This is a genomic window from Ruegeria sp. AI2 (genome assembly GCF_056541275.1).
Window position 1 is genome coordinate 1 of the sequence record NZ_JBQFYB010000024.1, and the last position, 17,535, is coordinate 17,535.

The 17,535-nt window shown below is 57.9% G+C and carries 15 protein-coding genes; 3 read left to right on the forward strand and 12 right to left on the reverse strand.

Translation table 11 applies throughout. The annotated features are described in order from the left end of the window. Positions 1-389 precede the first annotated feature (389 nt). Complete coding sequence (gene hslU, locus ACR0LL_RS20315) at positions 390-1,697, reverse strand: ATP-dependent protease ATPase subunit HslU (protein ID WP_480589059.1); 1,308 nt, start codon at positions 1,695-1,697, stop codon at positions 390-392. 191 nt (positions 1,698-1,888) lie between these two features. On the opposite strand from hslU, the gene ACR0LL_RS20320 reads away from it, so the two are divergent. After that, positions 1,889-3,130: an MFS transporter gene (locus ACR0LL_RS20320; protein WP_480589061.1), complete on the forward strand. Its 1,242-nt coding sequence runs from the start codon at positions 1,889-1,891 to the stop codon at positions 3,128-3,130. Here ACR0LL_RS20320 and hslV read toward each other — a convergent pair. Continuing rightward, complete coding sequence (hslV, locus tag ACR0LL_RS20325) at positions 3,122-3,679, reverse strand: ATP-dependent protease subunit HslV (RefSeq protein ID WP_480589063.1); 558 nt, start codon at positions 3,677-3,679, stop codon at positions 3,122-3,124. The two genes, ACR0LL_RS20320 and hslV, sit on opposite strands and share 9 nt — an antisense overlap. Before the next feature lie 197 nt (positions 3,680-3,876). Here hslV and ACR0LL_RS20330 point away from each other — a divergent pair, with 197 nt between their 5' ends. Then, a complete protein-coding gene (locus tag ACR0LL_RS20330; protein ID WP_209505251.1) occupies positions 3,877-4,071 on the forward strand; it encodes a DUF1127 domain-containing protein in 195 nt (64 codons plus the stop codon). A 62-nt stretch (positions 4,072-4,133) separates the two neighbouring features. On the opposite strand, the gene ACR0LL_RS20335 is transcribed toward ACR0LL_RS20330, so the two are convergent. The 10 genes from ACR0LL_RS20335 to regB form a co-directional block, all read right to left on the reverse strand. Further along, a complete protein-coding gene (locus tag ACR0LL_RS20335; protein ID WP_480589065.1) occupies positions 4,134-4,496 on the reverse strand; it encodes a Lin0512 family protein in 363 nt (120 codons plus the stop codon). Continuing rightward, positions 4,493-4,843 (reverse strand): Lin0512 family protein, encoded by a 351-nt coding sequence (locus ACR0LL_RS20340; RefSeq protein ID WP_209505248.1) that lies wholly within the window; start codon positions 4,841-4,843, stop codon positions 4,493-4,495. Before ACR0LL_RS20340 ends, ACR0LL_RS20335 begins: the two co-directional genes overlap by 4 nt. 73 nt (positions 4,844-4,916) lie before the next feature. Beyond that, positions 4,917-5,237, reverse strand: a complete 321-nt coding sequence (trxA, locus tag ACR0LL_RS20345; RefSeq protein ID WP_209505247.1) for a thioredoxin — start codon at positions 5,235-5,237, stop codon at positions 4,917-4,919. Between the two features lie 60 nt (positions 5,238-5,297). Beyond that, the gene (gene addA / locus ACR0LL_RS20350; protein ID WP_480589067.1) at positions 5,298-8,657 is read right to left on the reverse strand and encodes a double-strand break repair helicase AddA; all 3,360 of its coding nucleotides are present in this window, start codon (positions 8,655-8,657) and stop codon (positions 5,298-5,300) included. Beyond that, the gene (addB, locus tag ACR0LL_RS20355; RefSeq protein ID WP_480589069.1) at positions 8,654-11,578 is read right to left on the reverse strand and encodes a double-strand break repair protein AddB; all 2,925 of its coding nucleotides are present in this window, start codon (positions 11,576-11,578) and stop codon (positions 8,654-8,656) included. Before addB ends, addA begins: the two co-directional genes overlap by 4 nt. Beyond that, a complete protein-coding gene (locus ACR0LL_RS20360) occupies positions 11,571-12,257 on the reverse strand; it encodes a nucleotidyltransferase family protein (protein ID WP_480589071.1) in 687 nt (228 codons plus the stop codon). The genes addB and ACR0LL_RS20360 overlap by 8 nt, the downstream gene beginning before the upstream one ends. Continuing rightward, positions 12,254-13,258 carry an aminoglycoside phosphotransferase family protein gene (locus tag ACR0LL_RS20365; RefSeq protein ID WP_480589073.1) on the reverse strand — a complete coding sequence of 335 codons (1,005 nt, stop codon included), beginning with the start codon at positions 13,256-13,258 and terminating at the stop codon, positions 12,254-12,256. The genes ACR0LL_RS20360 and ACR0LL_RS20365 overlap by 4 nt, the downstream gene beginning before the upstream one ends. Further along, positions 13,255-13,728 carry a tRNA (adenosine(37)-N6)-threonylcarbamoyltransferase complex ATPase subunit type 1 TsaE gene (gene tsaE / locus ACR0LL_RS20370; RefSeq protein ID WP_480589075.1) on the reverse strand — a complete coding sequence of 158 codons (474 nt, stop codon included), beginning with the start codon at positions 13,726-13,728 and terminating at the stop codon, positions 13,255-13,257. The genes ACR0LL_RS20365 and tsaE overlap by 4 nt, the downstream gene beginning before the upstream one ends. Before the next feature lie 42 nt (positions 13,729-13,770). After that, positions 13,771-15,276: a PAS-domain containing protein gene (locus tag ACR0LL_RS20375; RefSeq protein ID WP_480589077.1), complete on the reverse strand. Its 1,506-nt coding sequence runs from the start codon at positions 15,274-15,276 to the stop codon at positions 13,771-13,773. A gap of 65 nt (positions 15,277-15,341) precedes the next feature. Continuing rightward, on the reverse strand, positions 15,342-16,739 hold the full coding sequence (regB, locus tag ACR0LL_RS20380) for a sensor histidine kinase RegB (RefSeq protein ID WP_480589079.1): 1,398 nt from the start codon (positions 16,737-16,739) through the stop codon (positions 15,342-15,344). 90 nt (positions 16,740-16,829) lie between these two features. Between regB and ACR0LL_RS20385 the strand changes: the two genes are divergently transcribed. Next, complete coding sequence (locus ACR0LL_RS20385; RefSeq protein WP_480589081.1) at positions 16,830-17,456, forward strand: SCO family protein; 627 nt, start codon at positions 16,830-16,832, stop codon at positions 17,454-17,456. Positions 17,457-17,535: the final 79 nt, after the last annotated feature.

The window sequence follows — 17,535 nt, forward strand, 5'->3', positions numbered from 1 at the left end:
AAAAAAACCCGCGCAAATCCCCATGCCGCTGCGGGCGAATAACCAACACACCCGACAACCCCGTCTGCTCAATCTCCATAACACCTAACCTCAACCGTCTGTTGCATACGTTTTGGCTTTGCCACACGTATCTGAAATGTGACTTCGATTCGAAATATTCAGAGCGTAATTAACTGACCGCGCGAACAAATTGAATGGGTAAGCGCTTTTGTCGAGTTTTGCGTCTGATGGCTTTGGCGACCTTCTTGACGGGGTTCTCTGCTGAACTTTTGGTTGTCTATTCCTTGCCGGTGGCCACAAACGTAATCACGTGAATAGTAAAACGCTTTGTTTGGAGCGAAAGAGCGGATGAAAGAAACGGGAAAAGCGGCAGTATCGGACCCGAGCTGCTACAAAACGTAACGGCTCAAATCTGCAGATTTGGTCAATTCACCTAGATTGTCGTCCACGAATTGTGCGTCGACAGTTATTTCTGTTCCGGCCCGGTCTGGTGCGGTGAATGACAGCTCTTCGAAGACCCGCTCCATGACTGTGTAAAGTCGCCGCGCACCAATGTTTTCAATGCTCTGGTTCACCTCGGCTGCGATCCGTGCCAAGGCGGCAATACCATCTTCGGTAAAGCCAACCGTGACCTCTTCGGTGGCCATGAGGGCTGTATACTGCCGGGTCAGTGCGTTGTCGGTTTCAGTCAGGATGCGCACGAAGTCTTCCTCGGTCAGCGCACGCAGCTCTACCCGGATGGGCAGACGGCCTTGCAGCTCGGGCAAAAGGTCTGACGGTTTGGCGATATGGAACGCGCCGGATGCGATGAACAGGATGTGGTCGGTTTTCACCGGACCGTGTTTTGTCGAGACGGTTGTACCTTCGATCAGGGGCAGCAGGTCGCGCTGCACCCCTTCGCGACTTACATCGCCGCCACGCGCTTCTGTGCGGGCACAGACCTTATCAATCTCGTCCAGAAAAACGATGCCATTCTGTTCCACCGATTCCAATGCGGTGCGGGTGACCGTCTCATCGTCCAGCAGCTTGTCTGCCTCTTCTCCGATCAGTACGTCATAGCTTTCGGCGACAGTCAGACGTTTCCTGACAGTGCGCCCGGCAAACGCCTTACCGAAGATATCGCCCAGATTCATCATCCCCATCTGACTGCCAGGCTGTCCAGGGATATCGAACATCGGCATTGGGTTTGAACTGTCCGCAACGTCCAGTTCAATGACCGTTTCATCCAGTTCACCCGCCTTGAGCTTTTTGCGGAACATCTCTCGTGTGCCTTCACGGGCATCCGTACCAGCGATGGCGTCAATCACGCGGTCTTCGGCGGCCTGATAGGCTTTGGCCTTGACGTCTTCGCGCATGAATTCCCGTGTTTGCAGAATGGCGGCATCGGCCAGATCGCGGATGATTTGTTCCACGTCGCGACCGACATAGCCAACCTCGGTGAACTTCGTGGCTTCGACCTTGATAAAGGGTGCGCGCGCCAGCTTGGCCAGACGGCGGCTGATCTCGGTCTTGCCGACACCGGTGGGGCCGATCATCAGGATATTCTTTGGATACACCTCTTCGCGAATATCGTCCGGCAACTGCTTGCGGCGCCAGCGGTTGCGCAGGGCAACGGCCACAGCGTGCTTGGCATCCTTTTGCCCGATAATGAATCGATCCAGTTCCGAGACAATCTCGCGCGGGGTCAGGTCGGTCAAAGGGCAATCCTCTCGGTCGTATTTGCGTGATGCGGTCTAGGTAATCATGGCTTTGACGAAAACAAGCAAACCGCGGGTCTTGGCCGCGTTGGTTAACAATGCCTCATGCGGTTTGCAAATCCTTTGCTTGGGTAAAACACGAACCCTCTGTTACGGTTGCGTCAGGGTTACGAGCGTCAGGAGCATACAGAATGACGAAGATTGCCAAGATTACCCTGTTGTTTGTGGTGTTTGTGGATCTGATCGGGCAAGGTCTGGTCTTTCCCATCATCAATTCGCTGATCATGGAAACGAACTCGGGTTTCCTGCCGGAAAGCACGCCAGTGGGCCGTAGGCATTTTTACTACGGTCTGGTGATCGGATGCTTTTTCCTGTCGTGGTTTCTGGGTGTTGTTTATGTCTCGAAAGTGTCTGACTCGATCGGGCGAAAGAATGCGCTGCTGGTCTGCCTTGGGGGGGCGTTGGCCGGATATGCGCTGACCATTGTGGCGCTTTATCTCAATAACCTGCTTCTGCTGATCGTCGGCCGTTCGATTACCGGGTTCACTGCGGGCAATCAGCCCATCGCGCAGGCAGCGATGATCGATGGCAGCACTGACGCGTCTGACCGGGACCGAAACATGGGCTACATCGTGACAGGTGTCAGCTTTGGCCTTGTCGGCGGGCCGATCATCGGCGCAGTTTTGTCGGATTCGGCGCTGTTTGGCGGCTTTGCCACGCTGAAAACCCCGTTCTATGGCGCGTTCGTATTGGTTCTAGTGGCGATATTTCTGGTGTTGCTCTTTTTCAAGGACACCCGAACCAAGCGCGAGCCCTTTGTGTTTCGTCCCCGCGATATTACCGACAGTCTGATCGCAGTTGGCGAACACCCTTTGGTTCTGAAAATCTTGCCGGTCTATTCGTTTTTCATGATCGCCAATGTCACATTCTACGTGTTTGTCGACAATTTCCTGACCAGCGCATTCGGGTATGGGGTCATCGGGGGCAGCGTGGCGATGGTTGTCATCGGTGTGGCGTTGGCCTTTTCCAGTACGTTCCTGGTGAAGCCTGCCCAGGAAAGGTTCAGCAAACACGCGATCATTTACACGTCGCTTGTGGTGATGGTCATTTGCGGGTTTGCCTTTGCCTTCAGCCCAAGCGGTGTATTCAGCTATGTCCCCGTGTTTTTCTTCTATTTCCTGTTCGGCATCGCCTATCCAACGCTGTTGGGCCTGTTCTCCTCAAGCGTCAGCGAGGCGGATCAGGGCTGGGCCATGGGCGTGGCCACTGCCGTGTTCTGTCTTGCGGGGGGGATCATGTCATTGATCGGTGGCGGATTGATGAGCATCGATATCCGCGTTCCCTATTACATCGTGATCGTTGCGGCGATTCTGGGGCTGATCGGCATGCACCGTCAGTGGAAAGGCAAAGAGATCAAGGCGCTTTTAGCCTGAGATCGCCTCAACCGTCAGGTTGCCATTGGTGTAGACACAGATATCTGCTGCGATGGCCATGGATTGCCGGGCGATGTCTTCTGCAGATTTGTCGCTGTCCATTATGGCACGCGCGGCGGCCAGAGCGAAATTGCCTCCCGACCCGATGGCAGCCACATTGTGTTCGGGCTCCAGTACGTCCCCTGCCCCGGTGATGACCAGCAGATCCCTGCCGTCTGTCACGATCAGCATCGCCTCAAGCTTTTGCAGATACTTGTCGGTGCGCCAGTCCTTGGCGAGTTCAACCGAGGCGCGGGCCAGTTGGCCGGGCGTAGCCTCAAGCTTGGCTTCGAGCCGTTCCAGCAATGTGAAGGCATCCGCTGTCGATCCGGCAAAACCTGCCACGACCTCGAACCCTCCGGGAGACAGGCGGCGCACCTTGCGCGCAGTGCCCTTGATCACGGTTTGACCCAGACTCACCTGACCGTCGCCGGCAATGACGACATGACCGTCCTTCTTGACGCCGATAATCGTTGTGCCGTGCCAACCGGGAAAGTCGTTATCTGCCATGATCGTCTCCGCTTTTGCTGGCGGTATATATGGGCCGGACCGGTTGTTGGCGCAACCCATTGCCAAACTGCCCAAAAGATATGCAAAAAATGCAATTCGGGGTTACCGGACCAGCAATTGTGAGTCCGGCCTAGCGGTACTAGATGAGGCTCACAACCGACAACGGGTCGGCTGTTTCTTCAATAAGGACTGCGCACATGGCAACCACAGCTAATATTCATGCGCCGCTCGGAGCAGCTACCATCCTGCACGTGGCGGACGTTTTCATCAATGCATTCGACAATGTTGTCGCATGGAATGAAGCCCGTAAAACACGGAACCTTCTGTCGGAACTCAGCGACACGCAGCTGGACGATATCGGTCTGAGCCGCGCGGATATCGCAAAAATCTGACCCAACCGACAGATCGCCAAACCGAACCAGCCGCCCGGATATCCGAGCGGCTTTTTCGTTGCTCAGCTGTGGACATATTTCCCGGCAAGATCGGGCAAAAAGGCCTCGACCGCGGCAGTTGCAATGACGTGCAGAGTGCCAGTCTTTTCATCGGCGACATCCAGACCACCTTTGATCGCGCGAACCTCGGCCCGGCCCCGCGGCAAGTCGGCAGCAACCAGCTCGCAGTTCACCTGTTCCGGATTCTGAACGCCGATTGTCACACGCACGCGCATTTCGTTGTGATCGATCCCCAGCTTTGAAAACAGCGTGATGGATGAATGATGCAGCGCGTCCTGTACCGCGCGGCGGGCCGCTTTGGTATAATCCCGACCATAAAGGTCATTGCCGGTGCCCATTTCCAGGATGATCCGCTTTTCACTCATTGCGCCGGGTCCATGTCGAAAGAAACGATCAGTGCAGCGTTGGCGATAACCGTGTGGCCGTCACCATGCGGTTTTTCGATGTCCAGCCCACCTTTTCTGACGGTAATGTTGGGCTGGCCATAAGGGAAAACGGCTTTGAGGGCGTCGGTATCCACTTGATCCGGCTGCTGCACGCCGATCTCAGCATCGATGATCATCGCCTCTTTCGGGAAACCAAACAGCTCGGCCATATTGACCGAGTTGTGCCACAGTGCGTCTCTGATCGCCCGCAGCGACGCCTCGGTATAGTCCATCCGGCGCAGGGATGTGCCCATCCCGAATTCTACAAGAACGCGCGTTTTCGCCATTGGTTTCCCCGCCGATTCAACAAAAAAGGCGCCCCGATCTGAGACGCCTTTCGAACAATCCGTTATCGCCAGATCAGATGGATTCGTCGATCCAGCTTTGCAGCGCGGCTTTGGGGGCAGCGCCTGCGCGGTTCGATACAACCTGACCGTCCTTGAAGATGAACAGCGCCGGGATGCCGCGCACGCCCATGGCGGCGGCGGAGTTCGGGTTGTTGTCCACGTCCACCTTGGCGATCTTGACCTTGCCGCCATATTCAGCGGCCAGCTCTTCCAGTGCCGGACCAATCTGCTTACAGGGTCCGCACCATTCGGCCCAGAAATCCACTACTACTGGAACGTCCGAGTTCTTGACTTCGGCGTCAAAGGTTTCGTCGGTGACGGCTACGGTCGACATATTATGTCTCCTGAATGAAATGCGCTTGGGCTGTGAAGGTAGGGGCGGCAGTAGGTAAGGTCAAGATATCTGGGTGCAGGCCACGGCATCCGTCACAAGATCGTGTGGCAGCCACATAAGATTTGCCGTTCTTGTCCAGAGGATTGCGGTGCGTATCTTATGGTTTGGATAGATCTGCGACAGGGCCTGCGCATACGCGCCCATTTGGCGAAGCAACCCTTCGGGGCAATCTTCGACCCGGTTCGGAACGATGGCATTTGATTTGAAATCAATCACATGGACTTCGGTGTCTGTCACGATCAGGCGGTCGACAATCCCATACATTCGCTGCCCGTTCAGGTCGGCAGTAACAGGTATTTCGGCCAATGTGTCCGGCGTGAAAATGTGTCGCAGGCTTTCGGATGTCAGCACGCCTGTGACTTCGGTCAGCAATGCGCCCTGATCCTCTTGCCCCGTGTCGGGCAGCAGGCGGGCACAAAGCTCTGGCCAGTGGTTCTGCGTGACTTTGGGCAGATGCTCAAGCAGCAGGTGCACGCGGGTTCCGCGCAGTTTAGCAGCGTCTTCATCCAGACCAGCGTCACCCGGCAACGCCTTTGCACCACCCAGATCCGAAGGGCTGATGGTGGCCGCAGGTACAACTGGTTCCGGTGCGGGGTGCAGGAACATGTCGGGCAGTTCTGCATGTTTGGCCGATGCAACTGACTGCTCGACCAATGGCAACCCATCCCAGTCGCCATGGGACAGCCGACGTGTATCTGAACCAGGCAGTTGCGTTGCCCCGGCCTTTTCCATCGCCGCCTCTACCATCTGGTACCAGCTGTTGCCATCTTTGCCTAAATCACCCGCCGCCGCCACGATCAGCCACTTTTCAGCCCGTGTTAGAGCCACATATAGCAAGCGAAGCCGTTCGTTTTCCTCGCGGGTGCGCGCCTCTGACCGGGCGTGAGTGATCAGGTTTGGCGATTGGTCTGCCGAAACCTTCCACAGCGGTGTCCCGTCTGCCACCATGATTTCGGCGTCGCGTGGCGGCTGACGTTTGCCGGTATCCGGCAGAATGACGATCGGAGCCTCCAGACCTTTCGAGCCGTGCACCGTCATCACCCGGATCATATTGCCGACCCCGCTCATCTGTCGTTTGATTTCCAGATCGTCGGTCTGCATCCAGACCAGAAATCCCGTCAGGCTGGGGATATCCGTCCGCTCGTAGGCCAACGCCTGCGACAGCAGGGCATTGATACCGTCTTCTGCCTCGGGTCCCAGTCGGCCCAACAGGTTTCGCCGCCCGGCATGTCGGGTCAGAATGCGTTCGATCAGGTCATAGGGGCGCAGAAAGTCGATCTGACTGCGCAGATCGTTCAGCACGGCCAGGGTTTTGGGGAAATCGTCGGCGCGTCTGCGCAAAGCAGCCCACAGGAATTGCTCCTCCCGCCGATGGGCCAGATCGAAAAGCTGCTGCTCGGACCATCCGAACAGTGGGGATTTCAGAACCGTCGCCAGAGACAGGCTGTCTTCGGGCGTGGCCAGAAAGCTAAGCAGCGCAGCCAGATCCTTGACCGCAAGTTCGGCACCCACTTTCAGCCGGTCCGCCCCGGCGATGGGAAGCCTGGCAACCTTGCAGGCGCGAATGATTTCGGCAAACAGGTCGGACCGGCGTTGCACAAGGATCAGAAAATCACCCGGTTGCACTTTGCGTCGAACAAACTGGCCCTGTGTGTCCCCGTCTTCAGGGATCGTTTCGCCGCCATCGATCATTTTTTTGATCGTCTCAGCCACCCGTTCGGCCAGAATAACGGTATGATGCCGCGATCCGGGCCGGTCCACCGGATCGGTCCAATCCCCCTCTTCCGCGTCTTCGACTTTCTCGACGACGGGCCAAAGATCAACCCGACCGGGCAAATCGGATTTGAAGGCGCGGTGCTGGCTTTCCTTCTGAAATCCCGCATCGGCGCGGTTCTCAAAAAGCGTGTCGACCAGAGACAAGATCGCGCTGGAGGATCGGAATGAATATTCCAGCGTCGAATCCCACAGTTTAGAGCCTGATTCAGCAAGCTTCCGGTCAAACTCCTCCTGCATCCGGTCAAAGGCTTGCGGGTCGGCGCCCTGAAAGGAGTAGATCGATTGCTTTTTATCGCCGACCACGAAAATCGTGCGCTCGACCCCTGATCGGGCCCCTTCCCCACTGGTGAATTCCTGAGCCAGTTTTTCGACCACATCCCATTGATCGGGGCTGGTGTCTTGCGCTTCGTCGACAAGAATGTGGTCGATACCCCCGTCTAGACGGTACAGCACCCATTCGGCCACCGCCGGGTCGTTCAGAACCTGACGTGCGCGCAGGATCAGGTCGTCGAAATCCAGCCACCCCCGCAACTGCTTGCGGCGTTCATATTCTGGTAGGAATGCAGCGGCAAAGCGGTGCAAAACGGCGGTTTTCTGGGCGGCAACCAGCGCCAGTCGGCGTTCACGCGCGGTCTCGACCCGCAGCATGAGAGCTTCGAGTTGAGGCATCCGGTCCGCCAGCGCACCTTCGCGAAGGGGTTTGGTGGGAAAGCCGTTGATCTTGGCGGTGAACGGTTCTTTTGCGCCTTTTCCGGTCAGCAGCACGTCTTCCAGCATGGGCAAGTGAGCCAATCGTGCGTCGGTGAACCCTGCCAGCCTTGCCGCAGCCTTGGCATTATTGCCGCCACTTTCGAGCAATACGGGCAGCATTGATTGGATCAGCTGGACCTCACCACCCTGAAAAACGCTTTGGAACAACGCATTATCGTCGAAATGCGAGGGCAGTTCGAAGCATTGCAGCAGATCAGACCAATCCAGTTGCTGCGCGAACAGGTTGCGTTTCTGGGTGATCGCCGCAGTCAGCTTGTCAAAGCCTGTATCGGTGACAAACCGGGCCACGTCTTCAATCAGCCCGGCCTGCGGGCCTTCTGCGAAATCTTCAACAATTTCTTCCCTCAGCAAAGCTGCCGCACGGTCTTCCATTTCCGAAAACTGCGGGCTGACCCCGGCCTCGAGCGGGAACCGACGCAGCAACGAGGCGCAGAACGAGTGAATTGTCTGAATCTTCAAGCCACCCGGAGTCTCAATGGCGCGGGCAAACAGGGTGCGCGCTTGGGCCAACCGGTCTGAATCGATGGCGCCAGTCACGCCCAGTTCGGCCAGGTCCTTTTGCAGCCTGGCATCTTCCAGCATGGCCCATTTGCCAAGACGGTCAAACAACCGGTTCTGCATCTCGCTGGCAGCGGCTTTGGTATAGGTCAGGCAAAGAATGTGTTGTGGCTGGACGCCACCCAGCAGCAGGCGCGCCACCCGATCGGTCAGAACCCGTGTCTTTCCAGACCCCGCATTGGCGGCCAGCCAGGTCGAGGCATCTGGTCGCGCGGCCTGCACCTGCCGTTCGGTTGCTTCGTTGCGCGCGCTCATGTCAGATCCTCGGGGCGCGTTTCGGCTGTCCGGTCCCACTCGCCGAACCGGGCCAGATGATCATAGTCACCGATATCCGTATCCTTGTGTAGCATTCGGCGGGACGAATACCCCTGATCAGGTTCTAAATAAGCTGAAATCAGCTCTTTCAGCTCAGCCAGAACCTTGTCGGCGGGTTCTTTCAGCAGCGGCGCGGGCACCTCTTTATAGGCACCACCCATCCCGATGAAGATGGCCTCTGCCACTGCCATCGGGTCAAGACCTTCGATACCGCCCTGTTCGGCCATTGCGGCCTCGATCAGCAATTGCTTGTCGAATTTGGACTGCTGGCTTTCTGTCGGAGGCGCGCCGGTTTTATAGTCGATGATCCGCAAGGCCCCCCGGCTGTTGTGATCGATCCGGTCAGCGCGCCCTGTTATGGTGAAATCCAGCGGATTCAGCACCAGCTTCATCGCCGCTTCAAAGGCCACTGGCCCTCCATCGCTCCGGCGCGAAAGTTCGGCGCTGATAAAGTCGTCTGCGATCCGTTCCAGTCGCGCCAGCCACAGGTGCCGCGCCGTGGGCCAGGCGACATGCTGCTCCAGCAATGCGTGCGCGCGCTTCAGGAAATTCTCGCGCGTCAGCAAGGCGTTGTCGAGCACGCTATCCTTGACGAAATGCTCGAGGATTTCGTGGATTACGATCCCCCGCAGCAACGCGTCGGGTGCCTGGACAAGCGGGTCGAGAGGTTTCAAACGCAGCACATGTTTGGCATAGATGGCATAAGGATCGCGGATTAGCCGCTTGATTTCCGTTACTGACAGGTGACGAGGACGCGCGGCAACTGGCGGGCGCGGGGATGGGCGTGGTGCGGGGTCAATGCGCGGCGCGTCTTCCAGAGCGTCGGACCAATTCAGCCAGTTTTGGCCACGGGCGCGCATTTCGGCCAGCGCTTGGGGGCCACCCTGCTCAGGCAGGCCTTGCAACAGGTTTGTCAGCCGGTTCACCCAACGGGACGGCACCGTTTCCGCATCGTCCGAGCGGGTTGCGCGGGTCAGCCAGACCTCGGGCGCGCCGATGGCCTGTTGAAAATCATGCGCCGACAGGCCAATCCGCCGTTCGGGCAGCAACAGGCCCGCCCTGTCCCGCATCTGCCGGTTCAGCCAGGGGTCGGGCGCCGGGGCTTCTGGCCAACTGCCTTCGTTCAATCCGCCAAGGATCAACAGGTCCGCACCCTGTACCCGCGCTTCGAGTGTGCCCCAGATCATGATATGCGGATGTGGCGCGTCGCGGTCGCGGACCTCTTCCCCTGCAAGCAACGCACCCAGAAGATCGGCAAAATCATGGGCTGTCATCGGCCCGCCATGTTGCGCCTCATCCCTGAGGAAATTCAGCACTGCCAGCGCTTTTTGACCCGCGTTCTTGTCCCAAAGCGTGCCGGTTTCACCTGCACTGCCGGCCGAGATCGCCTCGGCCAGTGTTGTGAGCCGATCTATCCAGTCGGAAAGCGCCAACTCGCCACAGATCTGTTGATCGCAGAAGTGGTGAACAGCCCATTGGACCCAGGCCTCGGGGGTTTCTTTGCGTGCTGCAAATGCTACGAGGCTCGTGCCATCCGGAAATGGCGGGCCATTGCGGCGCAGGTCCAGTTCCAGATCACGCGTGTGCAGCAAATGGTTACCGCGTTCACTGCCGTCATGGCACAAAGGGTGTTTTAGCAAGGTAAGCAGCGCCTCGCCCTCCAGACGGCGCGTGAACAGACCAGCCACATGTCGCAGAAACCGGCCCGGAGGCGAGAGTTGCAGCGGCAGACCGGCGCTGTCATCCGCCAGAATGTTCCACCGGTCCAGCGCGGCGCTGACCTGACGGGTCAACATGCGATCGGGCGTGATCAGGGCGGCGGTCTGACCGGTTTCAGCAGCCTGTCGCAGGCGCAGGGCAATGGCCAAAGCCTCGTCCCGCGGTGATTGCGCCTCGACCAGTGTCAGGTCTTTGGTTGCGCCGAGTAGATCAGCCAGTTTCGGGCCTTCGCTCATCCAGGCATCGGTGATCGGGGCCGGGCGCAAAGCCAGGGAAACCAGACGGTTACGGGCAGGCGAGGGGGCGTTCAGGTCTGTCCAGGGGGTGATCTGGCCGGGTGACAGGCCCAGCCCGCGCATCAACTTGCGAAACCGGTATTGCGGATGATCTTCCGAAGTCAACGCATCATCCAACCCTTCCCAAACGTGATCCGGCTGGTCGAAATCGTATCCGGGCAGTACCAGCGCCCCTTGCGGCAAGCGCGCGACGGCGTCCATCAGCATCAGCGTGGTGCCGCGCGAACCGGTTGACCCGGCCAGTATAACCGGATGCAGTGGGGGATCGGTCTGCCAGCGGGTGATCAGGTTCTCGACCACGCGACGTTGGCGGGCCTGCGCGTCCATCACCTGCGAGCTCGTGTCAATGAAATGATCTGCGATACCGATAAAGGTCTGAGCCCGCGCCCAATGGCCGGACATGTCGCTGACATCCAGCCCCCGGATCGTGTCCGGTGTCACACCTTCGCCCTGCATCTCGTCGATCAGCGCCGCCAGACTGTCGGACAGGTCAAAAACCGACGACCGCGCGGCCAGATCTGGTTGTTGTTCCAACAATTTGGCCACCAGCTGCGTCAGTTCCAGACGCCGCCGAAGGGGCGGAATGGCAGGTGGAATATGCGCCAGATCAGCGCTGTCCCCCAGATCGGTTAACAGCGAGATGCGGGGCAGCAGGCAAGGTGGCCCCTGATTGAACAGATCACGTACGCGCCGCTCCATGCGTCGCGTGTTCAACACCATTTCCACCCGCGCCAAAGCCTCGGGCGGGCCAGAACAACGCCGCTTCAGACCGTCGACCAACGCCTTGGGGAAATCCGTACCGGGCGGAACGGCGAAGACGCGGGGCAGGGGTCCGGGGTCAAACATCGGCAAGCAAATCCTCGGCCAGAGCGATCCCATCGGGGTGACCCACATCACACCAGCGCCCGGGATACTCGATGCCGAACAAACGCCCCTGGTCGTGCATCTGGTTCCAAAGCAGGTTCAACGAAAACGCCGGCTGCGAGATGGCGTGCAATCCTTGTGTCTTGAGGATCTGCGCGCCCCCGTAAACCAAGCCGGGCCCACGCGTGATCCGCCCCGCCCGATCAGCGGTAAAATCACCGGGCCCGTCGTGACCAATGGCCTGTGCAGTCGGAACACACATCAAAAGCGCATCCATGCGGGCCGGATCCCATGCGTTTTGCAGCAGTTTCAATGGATTTGGGCCGGACCAGATTGCGTCGGTATTCAGGGTGAACACTGGGTCGGTTCCCAGCAATGGCAGGGCTGCGCGCAACCCTCCACCAGTTTCCAGGATCTCCGGCTCTTCCCGCGATATCAGAATGCCTTTAGGCCCGAGATGCGCGTCGAGCTGATCGGCGTGGTAATGCACGTTTGCCACTGTGCGAACAGGGCCAAGGTTGTCGACAAGATCCAGCGCACGGTCGATCAGGGGGCGCCCGGACACTTCGATCAGCGGTTTGGGTCGGTCCTTGGTCAACGCGCCCATACGGGTGCCAAATCCGGCGGCAAACAACATTACGGCAAAGGGTGATCCGGTCATTGCGGCCTCAGTCTGGCCAAATTCTGAGGTGTTGGTCGGGGCAGAGCGTCGTGCAGCAGCGCGGCCACCGAAACAAGGGCAGGGTGTTCCAGATCCCGCATGAGGTGCGACCAGACCGTCGGGATCATGTCCAGATATTGCGGCTTGCCGTAATCGGTTGCCAGCCGCGAAAAACCGCCAAGGATGCGAAGATTTCGCTGCGCGCCCAATACGCTGTACGCGGTCCGAAACTCGTGATCATCCATACCTGACCCTGCAATATATCGGTTGATCATCTGCATTTCTGTCCCGACCGAAACATCGCGGCGAATGTCCTGAAGCAAGGACACCAGATCATAGGCGGGGTGCCCCAGCATGGCCAATTGGAAATCCAGCAATCCGACGCGCCTTATGCCGTCGCGCTCGGGCAGCCAAAGAAGGTTTTCCGCGTGATAGTCCCTTTGAATGACAACTTTGCCCCCAGAGGTTTCACGGTGCAGAATATCGGCAAACCGAAGTTCGAACCGGTCCAGAACGTCCTGATCAACATTGCCCTGAATTCCAGCGGCATATTTCGTAAGCGCCAGCGCCGCCAGGTCCGTCATCAGGGCCGGGTCGTAGGACGGTAGCGACAATAATGGGGCCTGATGCAGGTGAAGCAACACGTCTGTCGCGGCCTCGTACAAAAGGCGTTCTTTGGACGGGTCTTTTTTCAGGACGCGTGCAAACAGATCATCACCCAGATCTTCCAGCAGCAGAAATCCATATTCAGCGTCTTCTGCGTAAATCTCAGGCGCACTCAGTCCAATCGAACGCAGATAGTCGGCAATGCGCACAAACGATTCGACGCTTTCGCCCTTGTCAGGTGGCGCATCCATTAGGACAGCCGTTCGCCCACTGACCGGATCGGTCACGCGTTCGTACCGGCGGTTCGATGCGTCGCCGGCCAGTGGTGCACGCGTTGCCCCGGCCCAAGGAGTTTGTGCAATAAGGGCCTCTGCCAGGACTGTCCTGTTTGTCATCCTGCACTCTCCAGCTTTTCTACCCATTTCGGATCGGTCCATGACAAGGACACGTGGCGGGTATCTTCTGTGTCAGGGTCAGTTTCGAAGGCCAGCTTTAACGCAGCGGCAGGGGCTAGTGCGCCCAGCTTTTCCGGCCATTCCACAAGGCAGATTGCTGTGTCAAAGGCATCGACCAAACCCAGTTCATCCACTTCCTCTAACGCGTTCAGCCGATAAAGATCGCAGTGCCAGATCTCACCGGCCGGGGTGTCGTAGGTCTGAACCAAAGTGAATGTGGGTGACGGCACATCTTCCGGTTCAGGCATGAGTGATTGAATGAGGCTGCGTGCGAAATGCGTCTTGCCGCTGCCGATTGCACCGCTAAGCAACAGGACATCCCCATCACCAAGCGAAGACCCGACACGGGTCGCAAAATCTGCGGTTTCATCGGGCGATCTGAAGGTCAGGGTTTGGGGGGGCGTCGTCATGGCGCCACAATGACGTTCTGCCCAATCGGCTGCAACCCCGGTTCAGGCGCTGATCTGTTTCAACGGGGCGGTTTTTGTCAGAAGATCCACGGGTGCAAACCGCACGATCGTCGCACCGTTATGAACCGGTGAAACCGTGCAGTCCAAAGTAATGCCCGACCGCATCCGGATTTCAGCCGTCCATTCCGCCCGGTTATCCCGCATTTCGACAAAATCCCGGATCTCTCCCAGAATCGGCGTAGCAACACAATGGTCCTGCCACCGCCGCGTGACATCGGTGACCGTGTCGGTCTGAAAGCCGATTTCCTGTGCGTCGCCCCAAAGCTTTTCGTAGGCGTAGTTGGTAAGGGCCAGGGTGCCATCATCGGCAAATACAGCGATTGCATCGGCCAGCTTGTCCAATATGGATTGCATCAGATCCATCTCGGACCGGAAGCGGCGCGTTAACGTGATTTCGGCCGTAATATCTTCGAACAGAAACGCAACAGCCCCGTCGGGGTGCGGCCTGCCGCTTACAGAATAAACCGAGCCAGAGGGAAGCGACCATGTTTCGTGATAGTTTCCGCCCTCGGCCGCTTCGAGCAGGTCGTTCATCTGACGCCGCCATGTACGGTAGTTCTTGGGCTCTGGCATCATGTGCTGATCCCTTAGCCGGTCGAAGAAACTGCTGATATTTGGGCGGCAGCTGAGGAAATCCGGCGGCAACGTGGTCAGATCGATCAGGGCCGGGTTGAACAGCGCCAGTTGCCGGTTGCGATCGAAAATGGCCAGGCCGATCGAAAGCTGAGCAAACGTCTTGGTCATGGTCTGCACGAACTTGCGTTGCGCGGTTTCCGCTTCGACAATGGCGTTGATGTCTGTGGCGTAACATAACCGCCCGTCTTCCTGTTCGATCTGTGTCAGATCGAACCACAACTTGCTGTTGGTCCCAGTCACATCTACCGAAACCCTTGATTTTCCAAGCGACGGCGCATCAGAGGTGCCCGGAAACAGCGGGGCAGTCAGATCGGCATCCTGACCACGCGCCCGGCGAACAAGCGTGACATAAGCTGCATTGCACCATTGCACCTGGCTGTTGTGATCCAGCAACCATACTGGATAGGGGGCCTGTTCCATGGCCAGACGGCTCGGTTCACTCAGCGTGCTTGACCCAGTCGGAGATATTCTGGCCGGTTCGTGCAGACGCACGCGGACAATCCCGTCTATCCATTCACACACGACTTCGCGTTCGACTGTGCAATCAATGGCCGAGATTACCAGTACATTTTGATCGCGAACCTTTTCGGGTGTTTCGGGGAAGGTGGGGAAATCCCTTTGCAGCAGGCGGCGCAAGTCCTGCCAGCTTCCAACATGTTCGAACCCGGCAAGCGCGATATCGGAGTGGCTGATCAGGTGATCACCATCAAACAGGAATACCGCATCGAACAGGGATGTTGTCGAAAACAAACCAAAGACATCGTCGCGTCGCGTCTGGCGTGGCAATAACCACTGCACGGCAAAGCATCCCGATACCAGGCTGATCGCGGCCAGAATGATCCAGTCGGCCATGAATATCCCCAAGGTAGAACAAACCCCGGCTGACTATGGGCAGGATAGGTTAACGGCTCCTTAACTCATACTTGAATGCGTTTGTTGGAACCGGATGGAACCGGCGTGTCACCCTTTTGCGCGTCAATCAGGTTGCGCGGCCACGAGACTTTGACGATCGCGCCTGTCCGGTCCTTGTGATCAGTCAGATGCTGATACGGGTCCGTGCCATTTGCGAATTTCAACTCGGCACCGCTGCGTTCCAGCAACGTTTTTGCGATGAACAGTCCCAGTCCCATGCCTTCGTATTCCGGCCGGGTTCGCAGGTCGGCTTCGGCCCGTCTGCGGCGCATGAAAGGATCACCGATGCGTCCAATCATGTGCGACGGGTAGCCGCGCCCGTCATCCATGATGCTGACGGTGATCCTGCTGTCTGTCCATTCGGCTTCGACCCAGACATTCGCGCGGGCGAAATCCACGGCATTCTGGATCAGGTTGCGGAGCCCGTGAATGATCTCGGGCTTTCGCAGGATCGAGGGTTGCAGCACGTCTCCGTCCTGCGTCGGGCCTTCGGAAAAATGAACGACCTTGCCCCGGTCAACATGCGGTTCGGCGGCTTCGTTCACCACCGTCGAAAGCGGAGCCTGCCGCAAATGCAGGTCATCTTTTCCGGCACGACCCATATCGCGCAAAATGTCGCGGCACCGATCAGCCTGCTCACGGATCAAGGCGGCGTCTTCCTTGAGGTCGGGACGGTCGTCCAGCTCTTCGATCAGTTCCGCACTTGTCAGTTTGATCGTGGCCAAGGGGGTGCCCAACTCGTGCGCGGCAGCGGCGACCACGCCACCCAAATCGGTCAGTTTTTGCTCGCGGGCCAGCGCCATATGGGTAGCAGCCAGCGCTTCGGACATGGATTGAACCTCGGAACTGACGCGGTGAGAATAAGCACCGATAAAGACGATGGCGATAATGATAGCCGCCCAGTTGCCAAACAGCAGGATTTCCGGAATGTCCAGAAACACTCCGATGTTGGTCCGCAGCGGCAGGTGGAATTCCGCCAGCAGAGTGGTCAGAACAATCGCAACAGCCCCGACAATCAAGGTCGAACGTGTGCTCATCACATTGGCGGAAATCGTGACCGGCCCCAAAAGCAGAAGGGCAAAGGGGTTGTTCAGACCGCCCGTCAGATACAGCAAGATCGACAGTTGCAGCAGATCGAACAGAACCATCAGGAAGTTTTCGAACTCGGACATCCGCTTGTTCTGTGGAAACAACAGAATGGCAGTCAGGTTACCCATGACCGAGATCCCGATGGCCAGATAGCACAGGCCCAGTTCCAGCTGCACGTGATAGTATTGCTGGGCCACGGTGATGGCGGTGATCTGACCAAAAATGGCAACCCATCGCAACAGGATCAGGGTGCGCAGGCGGATCCAGCTGCTGCGTTCCTGGCCGCGCCAAAAAGTCTGATTGGAATCTGCCATCGGTCGCTTATGTCCTGTTGCAAAGGCTGGTCATCTTGATAGGTGTCCCGGCCGGAACGATCAACAACCCCTTGCGACCGGAAAACCGAAATGACCCGCCTATACGCAATTCTTGCAACTTTCGTTCTGGCTATTGGCCTAGGTGCGATGTGGCTTTTGACGCGTGGGGGCGGATCCGGCGACCAGTTTGCACAGTGCCGATCCGGGCAGATCGCCGGGGGGACCGCTGCTATCGGCGGGCCGTTTGAACTGGTGAATGGCAAAGGTGAGACGGTGACCGACAAAGACGTGATCACCGAACCCACACTTGTCTATTTCGGCTATACATTCTGCCCCGATGTCTGCCCGTTCGACATGTCCCGCAATGTTGAAGCCGTGGATATCCTGAACCAGCGCGGACAGTCGGCAACTGCGCTGTTCATCTCGATCGATCCCGAACGGGACACGCCCGAGGTTGTGGATGATTATGCCTTTAATCTGGGCGGCAAAACGATTGCCTTGACCGGTTCACCCGAACAAGTCAGGGCGGCGAGCAAGGCTTACAAGACCTATTACAAGGCACAGGAAAAAAGCGACGAATTCTACCTTGTTGACCATTCCACCTTCACATATCTGGTGACGCCCGAACATGGTTTCCTTGAATTCTTCAAGCGCGATGACACGGCCGAACAGATGGCGGACAAGGTCGGGTGCTTTCTGGACCAGGCTGCGCATTAACAAGGTTGTTTGACCTTTGTTTCTGCGCTGCTATTACTCATGTTTAAGCCAAAGGCATGAAATAGCGGAAAGACCTAAC